Origin of the sequence: Candidatus Nitrosopumilus salarius BD31 (assembly GCF_000242875.2) — an archaeon.
GTDB classification, from domain to species: domain Archaea; phylum Thermoproteota; class Nitrososphaeria; order Nitrososphaerales; family Nitrosopumilaceae; genus Nitrosopumilus; species Nitrosopumilus salarius.
Genome location: NZ_AEXL02000053.1, coordinates 1 through 20357, shown reverse-complemented (window position 1 = coordinate 20357; position 20357 = coordinate 1). Strand labels below are relative to the sequence as shown.

Annotated in this window: 24 protein-coding genes, 1 tRNA gene and 1 pseudogene; 12 read left to right on the top strand and 14 right to left on the bottom strand. The window is 33.3% G+C overall.

Annotated features, from left to right (window positions below):
• Window positions 1–2: 2 nt before the first annotated feature.
• Together BD31_RS02385 and thiL are read left to right on the top strand one after the other, a co-directional pair.
• A complete protein-coding gene (locus tag BD31_RS02385; RefSeq protein WP_048097374.1) occupies window positions 3–1289 on the top strand; it encodes a phosphomannomutase in 1287 nt (428 codons plus the stop codon).
• On the top strand, window positions 1273–2223 hold the full coding sequence (gene thiL, locus BD31_RS02380; protein ID WP_008297947.1) for a thiamine-phosphate kinase: 951 nt from the start codon (window positions 1273–1275) through the stop codon (window positions 2221–2223). The genes BD31_RS02385 and thiL overlap by 17 nt, the downstream gene beginning before the upstream one ends.
• Here thiL and BD31_RS02375 read toward each other — a convergent pair whose 3' ends face one another.
• Window positions 2224–2544: a hypothetical protein gene (locus BD31_RS02375; RefSeq protein WP_008297954.1), complete on the bottom strand. Its 321-nt coding sequence runs from the start codon at window positions 2542–2544 to the stop codon at window positions 2224–2226. It abuts the gene before it with no gap.
• 115 nt (window positions 2545–2659) lie between these two features.
• Here BD31_RS02375 and BD31_RS02370 point away from each other — a divergent pair, with 115 nt between their 5' ends.
• Window positions 2660–3166 carry a 30S ribosomal protein S11 gene (locus tag BD31_RS02370; RefSeq protein WP_008297952.1) on the top strand — a complete coding sequence of 169 codons (507 nt, stop codon included), beginning with the start codon at window positions 2660–2662 and terminating at the stop codon, window positions 3164–3166.
• Here BD31_RS02370 and BD31_RS02365 read toward each other — a convergent pair.
• The 3 genes from BD31_RS02365 to BD31_RS02355 are packed head-to-tail and all read right to left on the bottom strand — an operon-like array spanning window position 3163 to window position 5326.
• Window positions 3163–3474, bottom strand: coding sequence for a hypothetical protein (locus BD31_RS02365; RefSeq protein WP_048097377.1), 312 nt, complete (start codon window positions 3472–3474; stop codon window positions 3163–3165). The genes BD31_RS02370 and BD31_RS02365 overlap by 4 nt on opposite strands.
• Complete coding sequence (locus BD31_RS02360) at window positions 3474–3881, bottom strand: DNA-binding protein (RefSeq protein ID WP_008297967.1); 408 nt, start codon at window positions 3879–3881, stop codon at window positions 3474–3476. The genes BD31_RS02365 and BD31_RS02360 overlap by 1 nt, the downstream gene beginning before the upstream one ends.
• Window positions 3878–5326, bottom strand: a complete 1449-nt coding sequence (locus BD31_RS02355; RefSeq protein ID WP_008297957.1) for an RtcB family protein — start codon at window positions 5324–5326, stop codon at window positions 3878–3880. Before BD31_RS02355 ends, BD31_RS02360 begins: the two co-directional genes overlap by 4 nt.
• A gap of 90 nt (window positions 5327–5416) precedes the next feature.
• Between BD31_RS02355 and BD31_RS10230 the strand changes: the two genes are divergently transcribed.
• Window positions 5417–5572, top strand: coding sequence for a hypothetical protein (locus BD31_RS10230; protein WP_008297959.1), 156 nt, complete (start codon window positions 5417–5419; stop codon window positions 5570–5572).
• A 35-nt stretch (window positions 5573–5607) separates the two neighbouring features.
• On the opposite strand, the gene BD31_RS02350 is transcribed toward BD31_RS10230, so the two are convergent.
• Together BD31_RS02350 and BD31_RS02345 are read right to left on the bottom strand one after the other, a co-directional pair.
• A complete protein-coding gene (locus tag BD31_RS02350) occupies window positions 5608–5916 on the bottom strand; it encodes a hypothetical protein (RefSeq protein ID WP_008297973.1) in 309 nt (102 codons plus the stop codon).
• Between the two features lies 1 nt (window position 5917).
• A complete protein-coding gene (locus BD31_RS02345; protein WP_048097375.1) occupies window positions 5918–6343 on the bottom strand; it encodes a universal stress protein in 426 nt (141 codons plus the stop codon).
• Window positions 6344–6457: 114 nt separating this feature from the next.
• Here BD31_RS02345 and BD31_RS02340 point away from each other — a divergent pair, with 114 nt between their 5' ends.
• The 3 genes from BD31_RS02340 to purB all read left to right on the top strand — a co-directional run bounded on the left by BD31_RS02340 (window position 6458) and on the right by purB (window position 8670).
• Window positions 6458–6919 carry a CBS domain-containing protein gene (locus BD31_RS02340; protein WP_008297985.1) on the top strand — a complete coding sequence of 154 codons (462 nt, stop codon included), beginning with the start codon at window positions 6458–6460 and terminating at the stop codon, window positions 6917–6919.
• Window positions 6920–6924: 5 nt separating this feature from the next.
• Window positions 6925–7146, top strand: a complete 222-nt coding sequence (locus BD31_RS02335) for a hypothetical protein (RefSeq protein ID WP_008297946.1) — start codon at window positions 6925–6927, stop codon at window positions 7144–7146.
• Between the two features lie 162 nt (window positions 7147–7308).
• Window positions 7309–8670: an adenylosuccinate lyase gene (purB, locus tag BD31_RS02330; RefSeq protein WP_008297964.1), complete on the top strand. Its 1362-nt coding sequence runs from the start codon at window positions 7309–7311 to the stop codon at window positions 8668–8670.
• On the opposite strand, the gene BD31_RS02325 is transcribed toward purB, so the two are convergent.
• Entirely contained in the window at window positions 8663–9418 is a 756-nt protein-coding gene (locus tag BD31_RS02325) for an asparagine synthase C-terminal domain-containing protein (RefSeq protein ID WP_008297979.1), read from the bottom strand. The two genes, purB and BD31_RS02325, sit on opposite strands and share 8 nt — an antisense overlap.
• Window positions 9419–9490: 72 nt before the next feature.
• Between BD31_RS02325 and BD31_RS02320 the strand changes: the two genes are divergently transcribed.
• The 3 genes from BD31_RS02320 (at window position 9491) to BD31_RS02310 (ending at window position 12978) form a co-directional block, all read left to right on the top strand.
• Window positions 9491–9769: a 4a-hydroxytetrahydrobiopterin dehydratase gene (locus BD31_RS02320; protein WP_048097373.1), complete on the top strand. Its 279-nt coding sequence runs from the start codon at window positions 9491–9493 to the stop codon at window positions 9767–9769.
• Window positions 9770–9839: 70 nt separating this feature from the next.
• Window positions 9840–10655 carry a 6-pyruvoyl trahydropterin synthase family protein gene (locus BD31_RS02315; RefSeq protein WP_008297971.1) on the top strand — a complete coding sequence of 272 codons (816 nt, stop codon included), beginning with the start codon at window positions 9840–9842 and terminating at the stop codon, window positions 10653–10655.
• A gap of 7 nt (window positions 10656–10662) precedes the next feature.
• Window positions 10663–12978, top strand: coding sequence for a valine--tRNA ligase (locus BD31_RS02310; RefSeq protein WP_008297935.1), 2316 nt, complete (start codon window positions 10663–10665; stop codon window positions 12976–12978).
• Window positions 12979–12986: 8 nt separating this feature from the next.
• Here the strand turns inward: BD31_RS02310 and BD31_RS02305 are convergent, their stop codons facing one another.
• Genes BD31_RS02305 through BD31_RS02285 form a run of 6 tightly spaced genes read right to left on the bottom strand, consistent with a single transcriptional unit; the run spans window position 12987 to window position 17078 of the window.
• On the bottom strand, window positions 12987–13679 hold the full coding sequence (locus BD31_RS02305) for a hypothetical protein (protein WP_008297969.1): 693 nt from the start codon (window positions 13677–13679) through the stop codon (window positions 12987–12989).
• Window positions 13676–14872 carry a hypothetical protein gene (locus BD31_RS02300; RefSeq protein WP_008297983.1) on the bottom strand — a complete coding sequence of 399 codons (1197 nt, stop codon included), beginning with the start codon at window positions 14870–14872 and terminating at the stop codon, window positions 13676–13678. The genes BD31_RS02305 and BD31_RS02300 overlap by 4 nt, the downstream gene beginning before the upstream one ends.
• A 58-nt stretch (window positions 14873–14930) precedes the next feature.
• Window positions 14931–15548: a pyridoxal 5'-phosphate synthase glutaminase subunit PdxT gene (gene pdxT, locus BD31_RS02295; RefSeq protein ID WP_008297933.1), complete on the bottom strand. Its 618-nt coding sequence runs from the start codon at window positions 15546–15548 to the stop codon at window positions 14931–14933.
• Window positions 15545–16381 carry a pyridoxal 5'-phosphate synthase lyase subunit PdxS gene (gene pdxS, locus BD31_RS02290; RefSeq protein ID WP_008297961.1) on the bottom strand — a complete coding sequence of 279 codons (837 nt, stop codon included), beginning with the start codon at window positions 16379–16381 and terminating at the stop codon, window positions 15545–15547. The genes pdxT and pdxS overlap by 4 nt, the downstream gene beginning before the upstream one ends.
• Window positions 16344–16514, bottom strand: a complete 171-nt coding sequence (locus BD31_RS11635; RefSeq protein WP_008297981.1) for a hypothetical protein — start codon at window positions 16512–16514, stop codon at window positions 16344–16346. Before BD31_RS11635 ends, pdxS begins: the two co-directional genes overlap by 38 nt.
• A gap of 30 nt (window positions 16515–16544) precedes the next feature.
• Window positions 16545–17078, bottom strand: a complete 534-nt coding sequence (locus BD31_RS02285) for a hypothetical protein (RefSeq protein WP_008297949.1) — start codon at window positions 17076–17078, stop codon at window positions 16545–16547.
• Window positions 17079–17168: 90 nt separating this feature from the next.
• On the opposite strand from BD31_RS02285, the gene BD31_RS09995 reads away from it, so the two are divergent.
• Window positions 17169–17322, top strand: a tRNA-Trp gene (locus BD31_RS09995).
• A 12-nt stretch (window positions 17323–17334) separates the two neighbouring features.
• Here the strand turns inward: BD31_RS09995 and BD31_RS11080 are convergent.
• A pseudogene (locus BD31_RS11080) lies at window positions 17335–19601 on the bottom strand (aconitate hydratase).
• Between the two features lie 155 nt (window positions 19602–19756).
• Here BD31_RS11080 and BD31_RS02270 point away from each other — a divergent pair.
• On the top strand, window positions 19757–20233 hold the full coding sequence (locus tag BD31_RS02270; RefSeq protein ID WP_008297955.1) for a hypothetical protein: 477 nt from the start codon (window positions 19757–19759) through the stop codon (window positions 20231–20233).
• Window positions 20234–20357 lie beyond the last annotated feature (124 nt).

The following is a 20357-nucleotide window of genomic DNA, read 5'->3' as shown; positions in this document are numbered from 1 at the left end:
CAATTTCTGGGATAAGAGGAGTATTTGGTGAAGATATTAATCTAAAAGACGTGTTAGAATTTTGTAACAATTTTTCATCGTTAATCAAATCAAAAAAATGTGTTATTGGCAAAGATACAAGACCATCAGGCTCAATGGTAAAAGATACATCTAGTGCTGCATTAATGAAAAATGGAATCGATGTTTTCAATTTAGAGACAGCCCCAACCCCAGTGATTTTTAGAGAAGCAAGGACGTATGGTGCAGGATTAGTTATTTCGTCATCCCATAACCCAATAGAATGGAATGGAATGAAATTCATAATTGATGGTAGAGGGATTAATGAGCAGGAACTCCCACAAATAATTGAGCATCAGGAAATTTTAAAATCAAGAATAGGCACAGAGTTTGATATCACATCCTCATATATCGAAGATGCAGAAAAAATCATAGGAAATATAGAAAATAATCCAAAGATAGCAGTAGATATTGGTGGAGGGGCTGCCAAAAATTACGCTCCAGAATTGCTAAAAAGAATAGGATGTGATATCAAAATTCTAAATGAGGAATTAACTGGATGCTCTAGAGGTCCAGATCCTACATCGGATGAACTATCTGAATTAATTTCAGTATCAAATAAAAAAGAGATCGGGTTTGCTTTTGACTTGGACGGGGATCGTTTGGTTGTAGTTAAAAAAGGGGAAAAACAAACTCCAGATGTAACATTAGGATTAGGAGTAGCAAAATCCCTTGAATTAGGATACAAAAATTTTGTTCTAAGTATAGATACAAGCATTTCAGTTGAAAAATTCATCAAAGAAAAAGGTGGGACAGTACAAAGATCCAAAGTGGGAGAAGCAAACGTGATAGACTTGATGTTAAAAAACAAAGCTCAAGCTGGAGGTGAAGGAAGCAGTGGGGGATTTATTTTGCCAGAATTCAATTATTGTAGAGATGGAATTTTAACAAGTGGACTAATTGCTTCAATGCTTGGAACATCAGAATTTAATGAAATTGTGAATTATATGGAAAGTTATTATCAAATTAGAGAGAAAACAAAAGTTGATTCAAATTTTCATGATAAAGTAATTAACGAGTTAACATCTAAAATTTCAAAAGAATATTCAGAAATAAACGCACTTGATGGAATCAAAGGTATAATTGATGAAGACAGTTGGATTTTAATCAGAAAATCAAACACGGAAGACATCATAAGAGTATCAGCAGAATCAAATGATGAGGTAAAATGTAAAAAAATTGTTAGGGATGTATTAGAATTGGTGAATCAAAGTTATGACAAAGTTAGATGAAATATCAATAATCAGAATTTTTCAGAATGAATTAAGAAGTAAAAAGTTTGTTTCTGAAGATGTTGAAATTTTTAATTTTGGCAAAACCAAAATTGCAGCAAAGACAGACACGTTAGTCGAGAGCACGGACATTCCACCTAAAATGAAGTTATTTGATGCAGCAAGAAAAAGTATTGTTGCATGTGTAAGTGATTTTGCTGCAAAAGGGATAAAACCTCAATATGGAATAGTTTCGGTTAATCTACCAAAGTCAATTTCACGCTCAAAAATTAATGAAATTGCATTAGGTTTTAGAAAAGCATGTGATGAGTATGATATTTCAATTCTTGGTGGAGACACAAATGAGGGCAAAGAGATTGTCTTCAACGTATGTATTTTTGGAGAAACGGACAAAATAGTAAAAAGAAAAGGATCTAAAAAGAATGATCTAATATTTGCAACAGGACCGTTTGGGTATACATCTGCTGGATTAAACATACTACTTAATAAGAAAAAGGTGGATGGAAGGTTTGCAAAAAAAGTAATCAAATCAGTAATAAATCCAAAACCTCAATTAAAATTTGGTTTAAAAAATAAAAAATATTTTTCATCATCAATGGATTCTAGTGATGGTTTGTCTACTACATTAAATGAAATGTCAAATCAGAGTAAAAAGAAATTTGTTATAAATAATCGTCCATGTATGAGAGATCTAGAAGACTATGCCAAATCTCAAAAACTCAATTTAAATGATTTAATTTTTCACGGAGGGGAAGAATATGAATTTGTATTTACAACACTTCCAAAACATAGAAAAATAATTCAAAAAAATGCCAAAATTCTCAAAATTCCCATTATTGAAATTGGATATGTCACTTTAGGTAAAGGGGTGTATGTAAAAGATGGAAATAGTTTTTTTAGTTTGAAGGATTTAGGCTGGAAACACTTTAGATAATTATTCTCCAGAAGGAGAATTCCTTTCTACATTATTTATAATATCAAATATAGAATCAGCAGGTAAAACAGAAACGCATTCTTTAATCCATAATTCATCTAAATACATCAAACGTTTGAAATCATCATTAGGTAATTCATCTGGATTTGAATCAGGATAGATTTCATGGAGTCTGTATCCCTCATTGGCAATTTGCTGACATTTTTTTTCTTGCGGAGATAAAATAGGATCGTTAGTAGGTATCAAAAATTGAAAGATTGCAGAAGCCAGTAAAAGAGTTGCAAGTCCTATTCCAATTGCTAATAAAAAAACGGATGTCATTGAAGCAATTAGATAACCACAATATATGAAGAATCAATAATTTCTAGCCAAGTGACCAAATTAGACCAGATCAAAAAATCAATGTTTTTTAAACCCTTTAAGGTGTGAGTAGACATTGTCAGAAATTGAGGCTGAAATTGAAGAAGTGGCAGTCGAGGAGACTGAGGTAGCAGTAGATACTGTAGAATCAGAAGAAATTGAAGAAAATCAGTCTCAACCTACAGTAAAGAAAGACGGTCCTGAAAAATGGGGAATAGCTCACATTTACAGTAGTTACAATAATACAATTATTCACATGACTGACCTTACAGGTGGCGAAACTGTATCCATCAGTTCTGGCGGAGTACATGTTAACGCTGACAGATATGAATCATCACCATTTGCTGCAATGAAAGCTGCAAATGCAGTAGTAGATGTTGCAAGAACTAAGGGTTTCACAGGATTTCATATCAGAGTTCGTGCAGTAGGAGGAGTCGGTTCCAGAGTACCAGGTCCAGGTGCCCAAGCTGCAATCAGAGCATTAGCAAGAGGCGGATTTAAGATTGGAAGAATTGACGATGTAACACCAATTCCTCATGACACCACTAGAAAGAAAGGTGGAAAAAGAGGAAGAAGAGTTTAATCAGATATTTTTATTTTAATGTTACAACCTTTAGAATTAAAAAAATCACTCATAAAATTTGCAAATTTTTGTGGTTGATCACTTGATGAATATTTTTCTATCATGTCAGAAAATTTCTCTTCAATACCATTTTGTAAATTTGGTTTAAATGCCAATTTAAAAAATGTCCATCCAAACTTCGATGATGGTTCACTTAAAGAATATCCATTGTACTCACCAACAAGACTTTCCATATGTGAAAGTGCTTTTTTAATTATGAGTAAATCATCAGAATAATTTTTTGTTCCAACTTCTAAAACAATATTCATCATTCATCACCATCATCAGATGATTGACTGCTTAGTTTATCACTTAAAGATACAAATTTCCCATCTTGTTCAATATTGATTTTTGTCTTCATCCTAACATTTATGCCAACTGATCTAAACAATGTCAATAGTTTTCCCCCATCAATTGTTTCATTAATTTCACCAGTTTTAATTAATTCAGATAGTTTTTCAACAATTATTTTAGTTTCGTTTGGAAATTGAGATTCTGCATTTTCTAATACTTCTAGTCCTCTAAATCCAAGTATATTGATCAACATATCTCTAGGATTTGGAGGAATTACTTTTTTTGTAGACTCAGGAGTTGGATCTTGTCTAGAAGAAAGGTTTTTTTGCATTTCAGCTAGTCGTTTTGCCTTTAATCTTTCAAGTTCAGAATCTTCGCTCAACCTTTAATCACACCAATAGGCACTAATTTTGCAACTTTTGTGGCAATTCCCAGATTATGAGAGACATTAACTACAGCATCAACATCTTTGTATGCATCAGGAGTTTCTTCTACAACTCCATCTCGAGTTAATGCTTTGATAAAAATACCCTTATCATTTAGAGATTTTTTCACATCCGCTTCAGTGAAATCTCTTCTAGCCTTAGATCTAGACATTGTTCTTCCTGCTCCATGAGCAGTTGAGCCAAAACTAAGATTCATAGAATTTGGTTTTCCAAGTAAAATCCAACTTGCAGTACCCATAGAGCCTGGAACTAAAACAGGCTGTCCCAAATCACGATATTTCAATGGTATTTCATCTCGGTTTGCAGGAAATGCTCTTGTTGCTCCTTTTCTATGAATTACAAGTTTCCTCTCTTTTCCATCAACTTTGTGTTTCTCTACTTTTGCAATATTATGAGCAACATCATAAACTAATTTCATATCAAGATCAGACTCTGATTGATTGAATACACGTTCAAAAGAATTCCGTGTCCAATGAGTTATCATTTGCCTATTACTCCATGCAAAATTTAGTGCTGCAAACATTGCTTTTCGATAAGACTCACCTTCTTCGGAAGTATTTGGGACACATGCAAGTTCTCTATCAGGTAAATGAATATTGTATTTTTCCATTGCTTGTTCTGAAACTCTGAGATAGTCACTACATACTTGATGACCAAAACCTCTAGAGCCACAATGAATCAAAACTGTAATAGTTCCTTCTTTAATTCCCATCCTATTTGCTGCTTCTTCGTCATGAATTTCTGCAACTTTTTGTACTTCAAGAAAATGATTTCCAGAACCTAAACTTCCTAGTTGAGGTGCACCTCGTTTTCTTGCTTTATCAGAAACTTTGTTTGGATCAGCGTTTTTAATTTGACCATTCTCTTCACACACATCAGAATCATTTGATGATCCGTAACCATGTTCAATTGCCCAATTAACTCCATTTACTAAAACTTCATCAAGTTCTGAATGAGTAAGTTTAACAGCACCTTTAGAACCAACACCTGATGGAATTGAACTAAAAAGATCAGTGACAAGTTCCTTTAGTTTTGAGCGAACTGTTTCTTCGCTCAGATTTGAACGGAGTAATCTAACTCCACAATTAATGTCATATCCAACTCCACCTGGACTAATCATTCCTTCTTCAGCATCCATAGCTGCAACACCGCCTACAGGAAAACCATAACCTTCATGACCATCAGGCAATACAACACTATGACCTACAATACCAGGAATGGAGGCAACATTTCGTGCCTGCATTATCGTTCTATCAGATAGCATTTTTTGTAAAAGAGGTTCATCGGCATAAATTCTTACAGGTACTTTCATTCCAAGATTCGAGTCGGCATCTATCTGGTATTGATTTTCTCCAATTTTTTTTGGAACTGTTGAAGACATTAGTATCGGTAAAATTTTCTTTCAATCCAATTTAAATCATCAGAAGAATTCTAAAAATAATTTTAAATTCAACAGAATTAACTAAAGAATATGCTAGATGAAGCAATTATTACACAAAAAGCTAATCAATTACTTGCAGAACTAAGAGCAAATCCAGATTGGGCAATTGATGAAAAAAATTTCAAACAAGGATATTTCAAAGCTTTAGAGTGGGTTTTACAAGATACCGGGATTATTGAAAGATAAGTTCAAAGATTTTTCAATGCTCAAAATATGGAAAATTATTCTTGAAAGTAAAAAAAATCATATTTCTTGTGTAAAGTTCTTACTAATTCACGGCATTTAAGCCAAAACTGTTTGTATTCATGATCTGTCATAGATCTGCCATATTCTGAATAGAACCAATCAACAAAACTCTCTTCCAATTTTCCAAAAACAAATCCAAGATGAAAATCTTCAGATATTTTCACATCAAATTCTTTTCTGGGTTGTAATTCATTCCATCTATCAGACAATCCATTAAAAGATTCCTGTGTTTTTTCAAGTAATTGTTGTAAGTAATTTAATGATTTTTGATCTAATTCAACCATGCTATTTCACAATGAGTACAGGTTTTTTAGATTTATGAAGCACGTAGTTAGATGTGCTACCTAGAAAAATTTCTTTTGCTGCACCCATTCCTCTAGAACCAATAACAATAAGATCAAAATTTTGTTTGTCGGCAATTTCAACTATTCTCTTACCATCATCCCCATAAGATACTCTGTCAAAGAACAAAATTCCTTTTTTTGCTGCCTTTAATTTTGCTTTTTTCATTATTTTTTGTGCGTATGTTAGTAGAATTTTCTCTAAAGGTGTTATTGGATCACTAGTTCTAGGTTTAACTATTCCTGCAACATAAAGACCGGTAATTGTGGCATGAGATTCTCTAGCCATGTGAATTGCAACATCAAGACCTCGGAAAGAATTAGAAGATCCATCTAGAGGTACAAGGATTTTCTTAATTTGGACACCCATAAAAAAAGTAAATTGATTTTTCATTTAAAGTAAATTCAGATTATCTTATATGATTTTCAACTTTGATATTCTAAAAGACACAAATATAGAATCTGCAACAAGTTAATTTGTAAAATGACAGATGCAAAAACAATGACAATATCTGATGTAATGACCAAATCGGTTATTTCTGTTGATGCATCAATGTCAATAAATGAGACTGCAAAATTGATGGAAGATGCAAAAGTAGGAGCAGTAATCGTTATTGAAGACAACAAGCCTGTAGGAATTGTCACAGATAGGGATTTTGCAGTAAAAGTTGCAGCTCACGCGTATCAAATTAGTACACCTATAAAACAAATAATGTCATCTCCAATATTTTCAATAAATTCAGATGAGACAGTAAGAGCCGCATCAGATTTAATGCATGATAGAGGAGTGAGAAAAATACCAGTCATTGATAATGGGAGTATTGTTGGCATCATTACAGCAACAGACATTGTTAATTTATTGGCAGTATCTGTAGAAGAAGATATGAGAGATATGTATTTTCATTCAGTAGCAAAAATTTATACAAATTACAGTCCATATAATTAAAAATCATGGTAATACCAATTATTGTTCTAGTTGCAATTCCCGTTTTTCTTGGAATTGTATACATGCCACCATTTGATCTACCTGCAGAGGAAGAACCAATAGAAATTCCAGAGGAACCTGATGTGAGTATTCTGTATTATATCCTATTAGGATTTTGGACATTATATTTGATAAAAATTCTGCTTCAAGTTAAAAGAAGAACTTTCAAAATTACTCAGAGATACTAATATGAATACAGCACCTTATTGGAAAAAAAATATTTGCTCAGATTGCAAGCGAATGAGATGTCAAAAAGGTTGTCTTTGTGATTGCCATCAATTAAGAGATAGAATCAATTAAGTTCAGATTTCATAAGTAGATTTATTTTCGATGTGTAACGACTAGAAATATTGGCAATTTTACCTATCGATAACGGTCGTTACGGCACAAAAGAAATGATGGATATTTTCAGTGAACAAAAGAAAATAGACTATCAATTGGAGATCGAAGGAGCAGCAGCCATTTCACAAAGTGAGATAGGAATGATATCAAAAAGTGTAGGTAAAGAAATTCACAGAGCAGCAATGTCTGGAAAAATTACTGTCAAACGAATCAAAGAGTTAGAGGCAAAAAGTGATCACGATACTGCAGCATTGGTAGAATCACTCAGTGAGAAATGTAGTAAAAATGCAAGACCATGGATTCACTATGGCCTTACAAGCAATGACTTAGTTGACACTAGTAATTCAATGCAGATGAGAGATGCATTACAAATTATTGAACCTAAAGTTGCAAAGATGGCATCAATCCTTGTAAACAAAGCAGTAAAGCATGCAAAGATTCCAGCAGTGGGCAGAACACATGGTCAGCATGCAAGCATCATTTCATTTGGATTAAAATTTGCAAATTGGGCTGCAGAAATGGCAAAACATGTAGAACGAATTGAAGAGATCAAGAAAAGAATTTTGATTTGTAAAACATTAGGTGTTGTAGGTACAGGCTCATTGATGGGTGCAAAATCACTTGAAGTGCAAAAACGAGCTGCAAAGCGATTAAAATTATTTCCAGCAGAAGTCACAACACAAATTGTCCCAAGAGAAAGATATGCTGAATATGTATTTGAATTAGCGTTAATTGGTGCAACATTAGAAAAAATTGCCATAGAGATTAGAAATTTGCAGAGAACGGAAATTGGTGAAGTTGCAGAACAATTCAAGAAAGGACAAATGGGAAGCAGTGCAGTTCCAGTAAAAAGAAATCCAATAAAGAGTGAAAGAGTATCATCATTATCTAAATTAGTAAGAAGTCAAGTTGCAGTTGCGTTTGAAAATATTCCATTATGGCATGAACGTGATCTTTCAAATTCAGCCAATGAGAGATTTGTATTACCAACTGTATCCATTCTAGTTGATGAGATGCTTGAAACTATGACTAGAATTGTATCAAACTTGATGGTAAATGAGAAAAGAATTGTAGACAATCTATACATTACAAAAGGCCAAATCTTTGCAGAGTTTGTTTTAGAAGCACTAATCAAAAAAGGCATTCCAAGATTTGTTGCATATAGAGATGTTCAGAGAGTTGCATTTGAGGCAAATGACAAAGGAATGTTCTATAAGGATGCAATCAAAAAAGATAAAGCATTTTCCTCAAAGCTAACTGATAAAGAAATCGATGCAATATTTTTACCAGAAAGACACCTCGGTGCATCACCTGCAATTATCAGTAATGTTGAGAAATCAGTTAAGAAAACAGTTAAGAAATTTATCTAGTTTTTAGTAAAGCCTTGTGAATTTTAGAGCCATACTGTAATGCCTTTTTTCGTTTTGTACAAGAAAGTTCAGGGACATTTACTTCCCGAGCTAATTTTCGAATGATGTGCTTACGAAATAGATCCTCGGAGTCATGAATTTTTTCAGATAAAGGAACAGTTTTTGCATAATCAATAAATTTTTGTGAGAGTAAAGGCTGGAGTATTTTTACTCCAAATTCAGATGCAATTAGATTAACTGCCTTCATCATTTTCAATTCATTGTCTAATTTAGCAAGCATGACTTCATTGATTTGTGATTCTCCTCCAGAAAATGCTTCTCTATATGCATTGTATCCGCAAAACAATTCATCAATTCCATTTGCAGTAATCACAGTATCAAGATCTAAATTTTTTGCAAGTTTAGAAACATAATAAAATGCAATACAATTCTCATTCCAGGATAGATTATCTGTCTTTATTGTTTGGTGAATCTTTGAAGAGATAGATTCGAATGTATCTGAGTCAATTTCTAGAATATGATGAGAGTATTTTAGAAATTTATTCACTTGTTTTGCAAATAAAATATCATGTGATTCAGGAAATCCAATTGTCAATAATGTAACATCATAATTCATGTCAGAGCAAATTTTTGAAATTAGTGTACTGTCAACACCTCCAGAAAATGCAATTCCAATTTTCTTTACTTTTATAGTTTCAGAAATAGAATTTTTAATTTGTTCAAGCAATTTTGCATTTATCTCATCCATTTTGACTCATACCACATATTCCATTAAGGGTAATGAATCAATCTTTTAATTTAACATTAAATCTAAAATGGTATAATGCGATTATCCCAACAAGACATCGAGGAGGAATTAAAGAATCTCTCAGGATGGAGTGTTGTAAATGAAAAACTACACAAGGAATTTCAATTTGATAGTTTCAATCAGGCATTTGGTTTTATGACCAGAGCAGCTATGGAAATTGAAAAAATGAATCACCATCCAGAGTGGTTTAATGTATACAATAGAATCACAGTTGAATTGACAACCCATGATGCAGGAGGCATTACAAAAAATGATGTCAATCTAGCCAAAATCCTAAATTCTTTAGCATAGTTACAATAGACTAATTTTTAGGCATAGTAATTACGGAATTTATATTATATCCAAAATCAGATGACTTCACATGGCTTCAAGTCCAACAATCATGGATTCAGATTTTAGATATATCGATAAAATGGGAAATTTGCTTAGAACAAGAACAGAACTAACTATAGCACAAATGCTTACTTTTCTGGAACAAGATTATGAGTATAATCACAAACTTGTCTTAAAGAATGGAAATGAGGTTACAGTAGATTTTAAGACAAAAAAAGGATTGATCGAGGTAATTGACAATGATCAAGATATTGAAAAATACAAACAAATCAAAGAAGATTTCCCTGAAGACAAAGTGATGGCAATTGGCCATGCAAAATATGTTGCACAAATTAAAGAATTACAAGATATTGTATTTTACGAAAAGTCACCACAAACAGGTTCGATATTTTTAGAAGATGCATCATTCTCATTTGATTATGCACATATACTTCCATTGGTTGAAAAATGTTCCATCCTTCATGGACATACATCTTCTGTAATGGTAGAGCTTGTAGGACAAATGAAAGATAACTTACTGTTAGATTTTGGTGTGGCAAAAAAAATTATCAAAGAAGTTGTAAATGTATTTGATCATAAGTTTTTCATTAATAGACGATATCTCAAAAAAGAGGATGGATCACATTACCACATTCAATTTGAGGGTCCTAAAGGAATGTTTGAGTTACAAGTTCCAAAAAACACTACTTATTTGTTAGAAGGAGAAGCTACTGTAGAAAATCTTTCAAGCGAAATTATCAAATTATTAGCACCAAAAATGCCATCAAATGTAGAAGCATTAGGAGTTTACATCTATGAAGGTTACAATAAAGGATCTCATATCATTTCAAACATCTCAAGATAGGTAAAAAATGGAACCTAAAATATCAGAAAAAGCATGGAATCCAGAGTTAGAAAAAAATATTCTAAAACAATGGGAAGAAGAAAAAATTTATGAATTCATACCAGAAAATGAAAATTTTACAATAGATACTCCACCACCATATCCGTCAGGCAGACCATGGCACATTGGAGCCGCTGCTCATTATTCACAGATTGATATGATTGCACGTACTGCAAGAATGGCTGGAAAAAATGTCTATTTTCCGATAGGAATTGACAGAAACGGATTACCTGTAGAGCTATACACTGAGAAAAAACACAACATCAGAATGCGTGAGACACAAAGAGATGAATTTCTAAACTTGTGTAGAGAAGCACTCGATGATTTAGAAGCTGAAATGATTCTAATCATGAAAAATTTGGGAATTAGCGGTAATTTTGCAAACTATTACAGAACAGATTCTGAAGAGTACAGATCATTAACACAGGCAACCTTCATTGAGCTATGGAATAGGGGGGAAGTATACCTTGCAAACAGACCAAACAACTATGATTGGGTATCTGGCACTACAATTGCAGATGCAGAGATCACATACGAAGACATTCCAACAAAACTGGTGTACATGAAATTTAAGATTCAAGACACTGACAAAGAAATTATCATTGCAAGTACGAGGCCTGAACTTTTGTGTGCATGTAAGACAATCATTGTAAATCCAGAAGATGAAAGATATACACAATACATTGGAAAAAACATTATTGTTCCAATTACAAATGCCGAAGTTAAATTGCGAACACATCACTCAGCTCAGCAGGAGTTTGGTTCAGGAGCAGTAATGGTTTGTAGTTATGGTGATCAAAACGACGTTGCACTGTTTAGAGAGTTTGAAATGGAGGAAATTGTAGCCATAGGTCTTGATGGAAAAATGACTGAAGCCGCAGGAGAATATGCAGGATTAAAACCAAAACAAGCTAGAACAAAAATAATTGAAGACTTGGAGAGTAAAGGATTTGTTGAAAAAATTGAAGACATTGTTCACAGAACTCCTGTTTCTGAGCGAAGCAAAATTCCAATTGAGATTATTCCAATGGAGGAATATTATCTTAAACAAAAAGATTCGGTTGAAAAAATGAAAAAGCTTGGACAGGAAATTAAATTTCACCCTCCAATGCACAAGCAAATTTTGATGAACTGGCTAGAATCAATTAGCATTGACTGGCCAATATCTAGAAGAAGATTCTATGGTACTGAAATCCCAATTTGGTACTGTAAATCATGCTCAGAACCACATGTTCCTGAGCCTGGAAAATACTACAAACCGTGGGCTGAAGAGGCACCATTTGACAAATGCACAAAGTGTGGTAAATCAGAATTTGTCGGAGAAGAAAGAACTTTTGATACATGGATGGACTCTAGTGTGTCGCCGTTGTTTGTATCAAAATTCAACAGAGACAAGGAATTTTTTGACAAAGTTTATCCTACAACCATTCGTCCTCAAGCAAAAGACATTGTAAGAACTTGGTTATACTATACACTTCTTAGATGTGAGCAGTTAACGGGAAAGAAACCATGGTCTGAAGCTTGGATTATGGGATATGGTCTTGATGAAAAAGGAATGAAGATGAGTAAAAGTAAGGGAAATGCAATTGATCCATTACCAGTAATTGAAAAATTAGGTGCTGATACTTTTAGATTTTGGAGTGCAAGTGAGATTAATCATGGTTATGATTTTAGATGTAATGAGCAAAAAATAGAATCAACAAAAAAGTTTTTGAGTAAACTATGGAATGTTTCAAGATTCCTATCTAGTTTCCCAGTAATTGAATCTGGAAATGTAAATCCAACTGACAAATGGATACTTGCAGAATTAGATAACCTTGTAAAAGAATGCAAGAAAGGGTATGAAGAATACAATTTTTTTGTTCCTGCAATAGCAATTAGAGAATTTACGTGGAATCTTTTTGCAGCTCACTATATCGAGATGGTAAAAGCGCGAGCATACGGAATTGGTTTTTCTGATGAGGAAAGAGATGGCGCAATATTTACACTACACAAAACACTTTCAACAATTTTGAAATTGCTAGCTCCAATTACTCCATTTATTACAGAATATCTTTGGAAAGAATTGTACTCAAAAGAAAGCATACACAGACAACTCCAAGTAGAACCAGAATCATTAGAAGATCAGAGTAGCATTACCAAAGAGATTACTGAATTCAATTCTCTAGTATGGAATGAAAAGAAAAAACAAAACCTGTCACTAAAAGATACCATATCAATAGAAATTCCTGATAATCTGAAATCATACAAAAATGATCTAAAATCCATGCATAATTTAGCTTAAATTTGAACCTAAATCCTCATTATTCCGTTGGAAATCAAGTATTGAATTCCAGATACAAAATCGGAATCATTAATCAAGCCTTCTGACCACCAACCTGCATTGCTTTTAATCCATGTTGGGATTTCATTATTTGTTGATTGACCTGACTGTGTTGTAGGAATTATCATAATTCCTTTATTAATCAAGTACTGAATTCCAGATACAAAATCGGAATCATTAATCACATCATCTGACCACCAACCTGCATTGCTTTTTACCCAATCAGGAATTTGGGTTGTAGTTTCTTCAACAAATGGATTTAGAGCATCAGTTCCAATGATTTCAATTATAGAATCACCACCAAAAAAGGGAATTATCAGAGTTCGAGAATTGGATGTGGATGCAATCTCTACATAATCAGTTTCAAATCCATCAACTAGAACAAAAAAGACATCATCTGTTGTATCAAATTTTGCGTCAAGAATAGCTCTTGGGATTGTGATCTCCATTGTACCATCATCAGAAGTATTCATTGTGATTAATAATTCTAAAAAGTCCGGATCCATGAAAATTGACTCTATGTTTCCATTTTCAATATTATATGCAACATCATATGACTCCATTGATACAGAGCCAGATTCTGCAAAGGAACTTGGAAAAGACAGAGAAATTACAATTGTAGAGAGAATCAAACTTAAGAAAAAATATTGTTTGGAACTCATGGGGTTGTTAATCCAATTTCTTCTTCAAGTGTTACTGAAATATCATTTCCTTGTGGAACATCATCTGTTATATCCTCTGATGTTTCATCAGAACTTGTGATCTTGGTTAATGTTGCAGAGCCATCTAGAAACCACAAATGAGATAGTTTACTTTGTGGTCCCAATATTGAAACTTCAGATTGTTCGATTTGATTTATAGGAATATCAGAATCTACAAAAATCTTGAGAGTGGAATGAACTTCTTCTGCTAAATTATCTTCTAAAAATGCAATTATTACAAGAGAGTCCTTTGCACCAGAATCCCCTGATGAAACGGTTCTTGCCTTTCCAAATCCACATGCATAAGGAATTTCATCGACAGAAATCGAACATGATTCTAATTCTAATTTTAGATTTGATTTGCTGCTATCAAAAGTAGTAAAAGTCATCTTACCAGTCATGCTTGATGTTTGTGATTTGTCACTTATGGCAGATGCTGTAATTGAATTAAAGACAAGTTCGTATGTGTCTGTAGTTTTAGAAGAGCCAATTTTTTTGCCCATGTAATCCCCATCGTCAATTTTTTCTAAGATTTTTTGTGTTCTGGTATCTAATTTTTCAGCCTTTGCATCAAGTCTTTCTTTTATTTTTTCAGATTTCTCTTCAATCTTTTCTTTTACTTCTTCAAATTTTTGTAATGATTGCAGATTTTTTTCTGATAGTTTATCAATTTGGTTTTGATATTTTTCTTTAATTTCTTTTAATTTTTCTTCATACTTCTCAGTTCGTTCACTTAGTTTTTCTTTTAATTTTTCTCTGTCTGATTCAAGTTCTTCACGTTTCTTTTCAAGTTCTTTTCTTTTTTCTTCAATTCTTTTTTCATTTTCTAGTCTTTTCTCTTCAAGTTCTTTTCTTTTTTCTTCACGCATTTTTTCTTTTTCTAGTCTTTTCTCTTCTGTCTCTTGTAATTTTTCTTCAATTCTTTTTTCATTTTCTAGTTTCTTGTCTTTTAATTCAGCTCTTTTTTCTTCAATTCTTTTTTCATTTTCTAGTCTTTTCTCTTCATTTTTCTGAGATTTATCCTCCTCTCTATCGTTTGATTTCTCATTTTTATCTTCAGAATCTTGGGCAAATGCAGTATCAATTGTAAGCACGCCTATTGAGCTCAGCAGTAAAATAGATAAAATTGCAAATAATCCAGACTTTGTCTTCATTTTTATAAAAAATCTTTCATTATGGTTAAAAAGAATTGCTCATGATTCATCACGCCGATTATTTTTTAGAGGAATTAACAAGATTGACAAAATATTTGTGTAATGAGGTATCCACGGTAAGTTCAGGATGAAATGCAGTTCCAATTACATTGCCTTTTTTGACTGCGACTATTCGTTCATTAAATTTTGATAAGATTTCTACACCTGAACCAACGTCAGAAACAGATGGTGCTCTAATAAAGACACCATTAAACTTTGGAATTCCAATCAGATCCATTGATACATCAGCTTCAAATGATTCTTTTTGTCGTCCAAACGAGTTTCTTTCTAATTTAATATCAAGAATATCTAAAAGTGGCTGATCAGTTTTTCCAATTACACGATCATCGGCTGTTTTGGAAAGCATAATCATACCAGCACAGATTCCAAGTACTGGCATTCCATTTTCAATTTTTTCCTTCAAAATTTTCAATGAGCCATTAACTAAAGACAGTTGTCCTATCGTAGTACTTTCACCACCAGGTATGATTAAACCATCCAATTGAGAGATTTCATTAGGTGTTTTTACCTCAGATACTTTAACATCAAGTCCTAATTCATCAATTGCAGATTTAGTTGAAAGGAGATTCTCTTGAACGTCACCTTGTATAGATAAGATTCCAACATTAAGACTCATGCTGAACCACCACGATCTTGCATACGTAATTCTAGTGTTTTAACATCCAATCCTAACATAGACTGTCTTTCATCAATCATTTTTTGAGCTTCTTTCACTTTGTCAGATTCATTCCAGAAAGTTGTAGCTAAAACTATGGCTTTTGCTCTTTGTTTTGCATCATCGGCATTAAAAATTCCAGATCCAACAAATATTCCATCGCAACCAAGAGACATAAGATATGCAGCATCAGCCGGTGTTGCAATTCCACCAGCTGCAAAATTCACTACAGGTAATCGTCCTAGTTTTGCAGTTTGTTCAACAATATCATATGAAACTTTGAAGTCTCTTGCAATTCTAACTAAATCTTGATTATCCCCAGAATCATATATTCCCTTAATTATTCTCAATTCATCGTTTAATTTTTTAATATGAGTTACTGCTTCTGCAACATTTCCTGTTCCAGGTTCTCCCTTTGTTCTGATCATGGATGCACCTTCTTCAATTCTTCTCAATGCTTCAGCCAAGGATCTTGCACCATTAACTACAGGTGTTGTAAAATCCCATTTCCAAATGTGGTGAGATTCATCAGCAGGTGTTAAAACTTCAGATTCATCAATCATATCAACATCAGTTTCTTGAAGAACGAGTGCTTCATGAACATGACCAATTCTACATTTTGCCATTACAGGAATTGTAACAGAATCCATAATATCTTCTATAATCCTAATGCTGGCAGTTCTTGCAACTCCTCCAGCTTTTCTAACTTCAGATGGAAGTTTGTCTAAAACCATTACAGAAACTGCTCCAGCTTCTTCAGCAATTTGAGCTTGTTCCACAGTTGTGACATCCATTACAACTCCATTTTTTTAACATGTGGGCAAATCCTCGTTTAAGAGTAGACGAGCCACGCAAAATATCAGATGAATTTATTTTTTCAGAAACTATTCCTTTTGCGTCATGTCGTTCGCCAGAAAGTGGAAGCATGTTCTAATTTTTCCTAATGACTATTTGTATCTATTCACTAAATTCAGACATAATTAAATCAAGTTCTGATTCAACCTTGGTGATTATCGGAGGGATAAAATCTCCCGTTACATTTTGTTGGGGCCAGTGAATTTGATTGACACGACCATTAAGAGTAACTTTTACATTTGATTTTTGATATTCAGTTACATTATCAAAAACTGTAAAAGATTCAGATGGAATTGCAATGAATCCAGTTTCTTTTATCAGCGCTTTAATTTTGTTGAGTTTTTCTTCATCAATATGAGATCGAATATCAGGTTTGATATAGCCTTGTTCAGTAACAGAATATTTTACCTCACCATCATTTTTTATGTAAAGAATTTCAGTTTTTTGCGCACCAATTCTTTCGGTAATACCATTAGAGATCTTTTTCAACTGATGTTTTGTATATACAATTTCAATTTCATCAGTATAATTCGCTGCAGATGTAGGAATTTCATTTTTAATGAGTAATGGAACTGAAATTAATATAGCTGCGATTATTGGAATAGCACCTAATACTAAGTAAATTGGTTTTACCATTATAGATAATCAATAATAAACTAATGATTAATGCAAATAAATCTTGGTTAAAAATAACTTAAAATTCAAGTCTATTTCATTCTTGTTTGTGGGGTCGTAGCCTAGCCTGGTAGGGCGACAGTGTCTACGAAAAAGATCACCGCTAAGGGCTCCAAAGGTTAACTAAGCTAAACTGACTCACGGATGATGTAAGTTTGGAGCTGTAGTGACCCGTAGGTCGCCGGTTCGATTCCGGTCGGCCCCACGTTAAAAAATTCTACTGATTGTTCCTCAAAACATTAAGTGCAGAACCAGCTTTAAACCACTCAATCTGAGATTTATTGTATGAATGATTAAGCAAAATTTCATCTTTACTTCCGTCTTTATGTGAAAGAACGCATTTTACTTGTTTATGTGGTTCCAACTCATTTAATTCTAGAAGACTAATTTTGTCATCTTCTAAAATTTTTTCATAATCATCTAGATTACTAAAGGTAAGTGCTAAAATTCCTTGTTTTTTCAAATTCGTTTCGTGAATTCTTGCAAGGCTTTTGGTGATAACTGCTGCACATCCTAAATATCTAGGAGACATTGCAGCGTGTTCTCTACTACTGCCTTCACCATAGTTATTATCACCTACGATTACCCATCTCATTTGTTTTTCTTTATACTGTCGTGCGATATTTGAAAATGTTTCGAGTTGATTATTGAGAATATTCTTACCCTTACCTACTTCGTCATTAAATGCATTAACGGCTCCCAAAAGCATGTTATCACTCAAATTATCTAAATGACCTCTAAGTGACAGCCATGCGCCAGCAGGAGAAATATGGTCAGTAGTACATTTTCCTTTGGCTTTAACTAGGATTGGTAAATCAACAAAGTCTTTTCCATCCCATTTTGAAAAAGGTTCTAAAAGTTGCAATCTTCTACTGTTAGGATCAATAATTACTTCAATATTATCAGAATTTTCAGGAGGTGCAATGAAAATTCCTTCAGGAATCATAAATCCATTTTCAGGAACTTCTGGGGCAGGTTTTGGTGGTTCTAGTTTGAATTTTGCTCCATCTGCAGCTGTGAGTTCATCTTTTAATGGATTAAAGGATAATCTTCCTCCTAAAGCTAATGCGATAATCATCTCAGGACTTCCAATAAAATTCAAAGTATTTCGATGACCATCATTTCGTCCTGGAAAATTTCTGTTAAATGTGGTAACGATTGTATTTTTTTCTTCATTTTTTAATTCAGGTCTATTCCATTGTCCAATGCAAGGTCCACATGCATTTGCTAGAACAGTTGCACCAATTTCTTAAGGGAATCCATTTGACCATCTCTTTCTATAGTTCCACGAATTTGTTCAGAGCCAGGTGTAATTAACAAAGGAATCTTAGATTTAATTCCTTTTTCTTTTGCTTGTTTAGCGATACTTGCAACTCTTGACATGTCTTCATAAGATGAATTAGTACAACTTCCAATTAATGCAACAGATATTGGATCAATGTAATCATTTGATTTTACATCGTCACCTAATTTCGAAATTGTTCTTGCCAAATCTGGAGTATGAGGACCAACAATATGAGGTTCTAATGTAGATAGATTGATTTCAATAACTTTATCAAAAAAGAGTTCCGGATTTGACTCAATTTCAGGATCTGCTACAAGTAATTCTTTATTTTGATTTGCTAATTCAGCAATTTTTTCTCTGTTTGTATATTTCAGATAAGTTTCCATTCTTTCATCATATGGGAAAATAGAACAAGTTGCGCCAATTTCTGCTCCCATATTGGTAATTGTAGCTTTTCCAGTGCAACTGATAGATTTTGTTCCAGGACCAAAGTATTCTACAATAGAGTTAGTTCCTCCAGAAACCGTTAATTCTTCTGCAACTTTCAGTATGATATCTTTAGGCGCTGTCCATCCATTTAGTTCTCCAGTTAATTTAACACCAATTTTTTTTGGATAAAGTAATTCCCAAGGAAGTCCAGCCATAGTTTCAGCTGCATCTAATCCACCTACACCAACTGCAATCATTCCCAATCCTCCAGCATTTGGAGTATGTGAATCTGTACCAATCATTAAACCTCCTGGAAATGCATAATTTTCAAGAACCACTTGATGAATAATTCCAGCACCAGGTTTCCAAAAACCACATCCATGTTTTGCAGCGGCAGATTGTAGAAATTTGAAAACTTCACTATTTTCATCAAGAGAAACCTTCATGTCAACATCACCTTGAACTTCAGCTCTAATCAGATGATCACAGTGAACAGTTGTAGGTAAAGCAGATTGCTTAAGTCCAGCTTGCATGAATTGAAGCATTACCATTTGACCGGTTACGTCTTGTAATGCAACCCTGTCAGGTTTAAGAAAAACATAGTCTTTTCCGCCAGTAATAATTTTGTCAGGGATTTCATAAAGATGTCCAGATAAAATTTTCTCAGTAAGTGTAAGAGGTCTTCCAATGACGTTTCGATATTTTATAATATTTTCTTTAATTTTTGAATAAACATTTGAAACAAGTTGAGGGGTAGTATCTATATCCACATAAAATATTGAATTTCTCCTGAATTTATTATTTACAATTTGAAATTTAGAAAAAATTGCGGAATTATCACTCAAATTCCTTAACAATTATAAGCGAAAAGTATGTTTTACTACATTGTTGGGTAGTAGTATGTTTTTTGGAGTGATTTGTAAATATGGTCAATAAAGGATTCCCAAAATTTGGAATGTCTCAGGCCGGAGCATTTGTAGCAGCTCTTAAAAATTACAATTTACCAGATTTTATTTTAGTGCTAGTAGCTAAAGAATGCAAATCTGAACTTCTTGAAAGAGGTAGGATTGATGATAGACTACAAAGTATGAATGATGAAGCTTTAGAATTATTACATAAAGTATTTGTCGGATGTGAAGAAGATAGTGCAGGAAAATATGCACAGTATAGATTTTTTGCATATGTCTCAAGTATGTATCACAAATGTGAAGTTATAGTTAATGATACCATCCCTGGTGTATCAGGTAAAAATCACAAGATTCCAGTTGCAGTAAAAAATAATGGAATGTATATTGCAGTTGCACATAACAAAGCAACTGGAAATCCAGTTAATAAAAAAGAACAACCAGATTTTATGAAATGGTTGACGATATCAAAAGAGGGGATCACGGGACAATGCTAACAGATGGGATTTATGGTTCTTCAGTAGGTTTTAGAGGTGATGCATTAGTAGAGCTTGAAAGATTAAGTAAATCTAAGATCAGATGATCCTGAAAATATGTTGAATTTTAAAACAGCAAACTTTG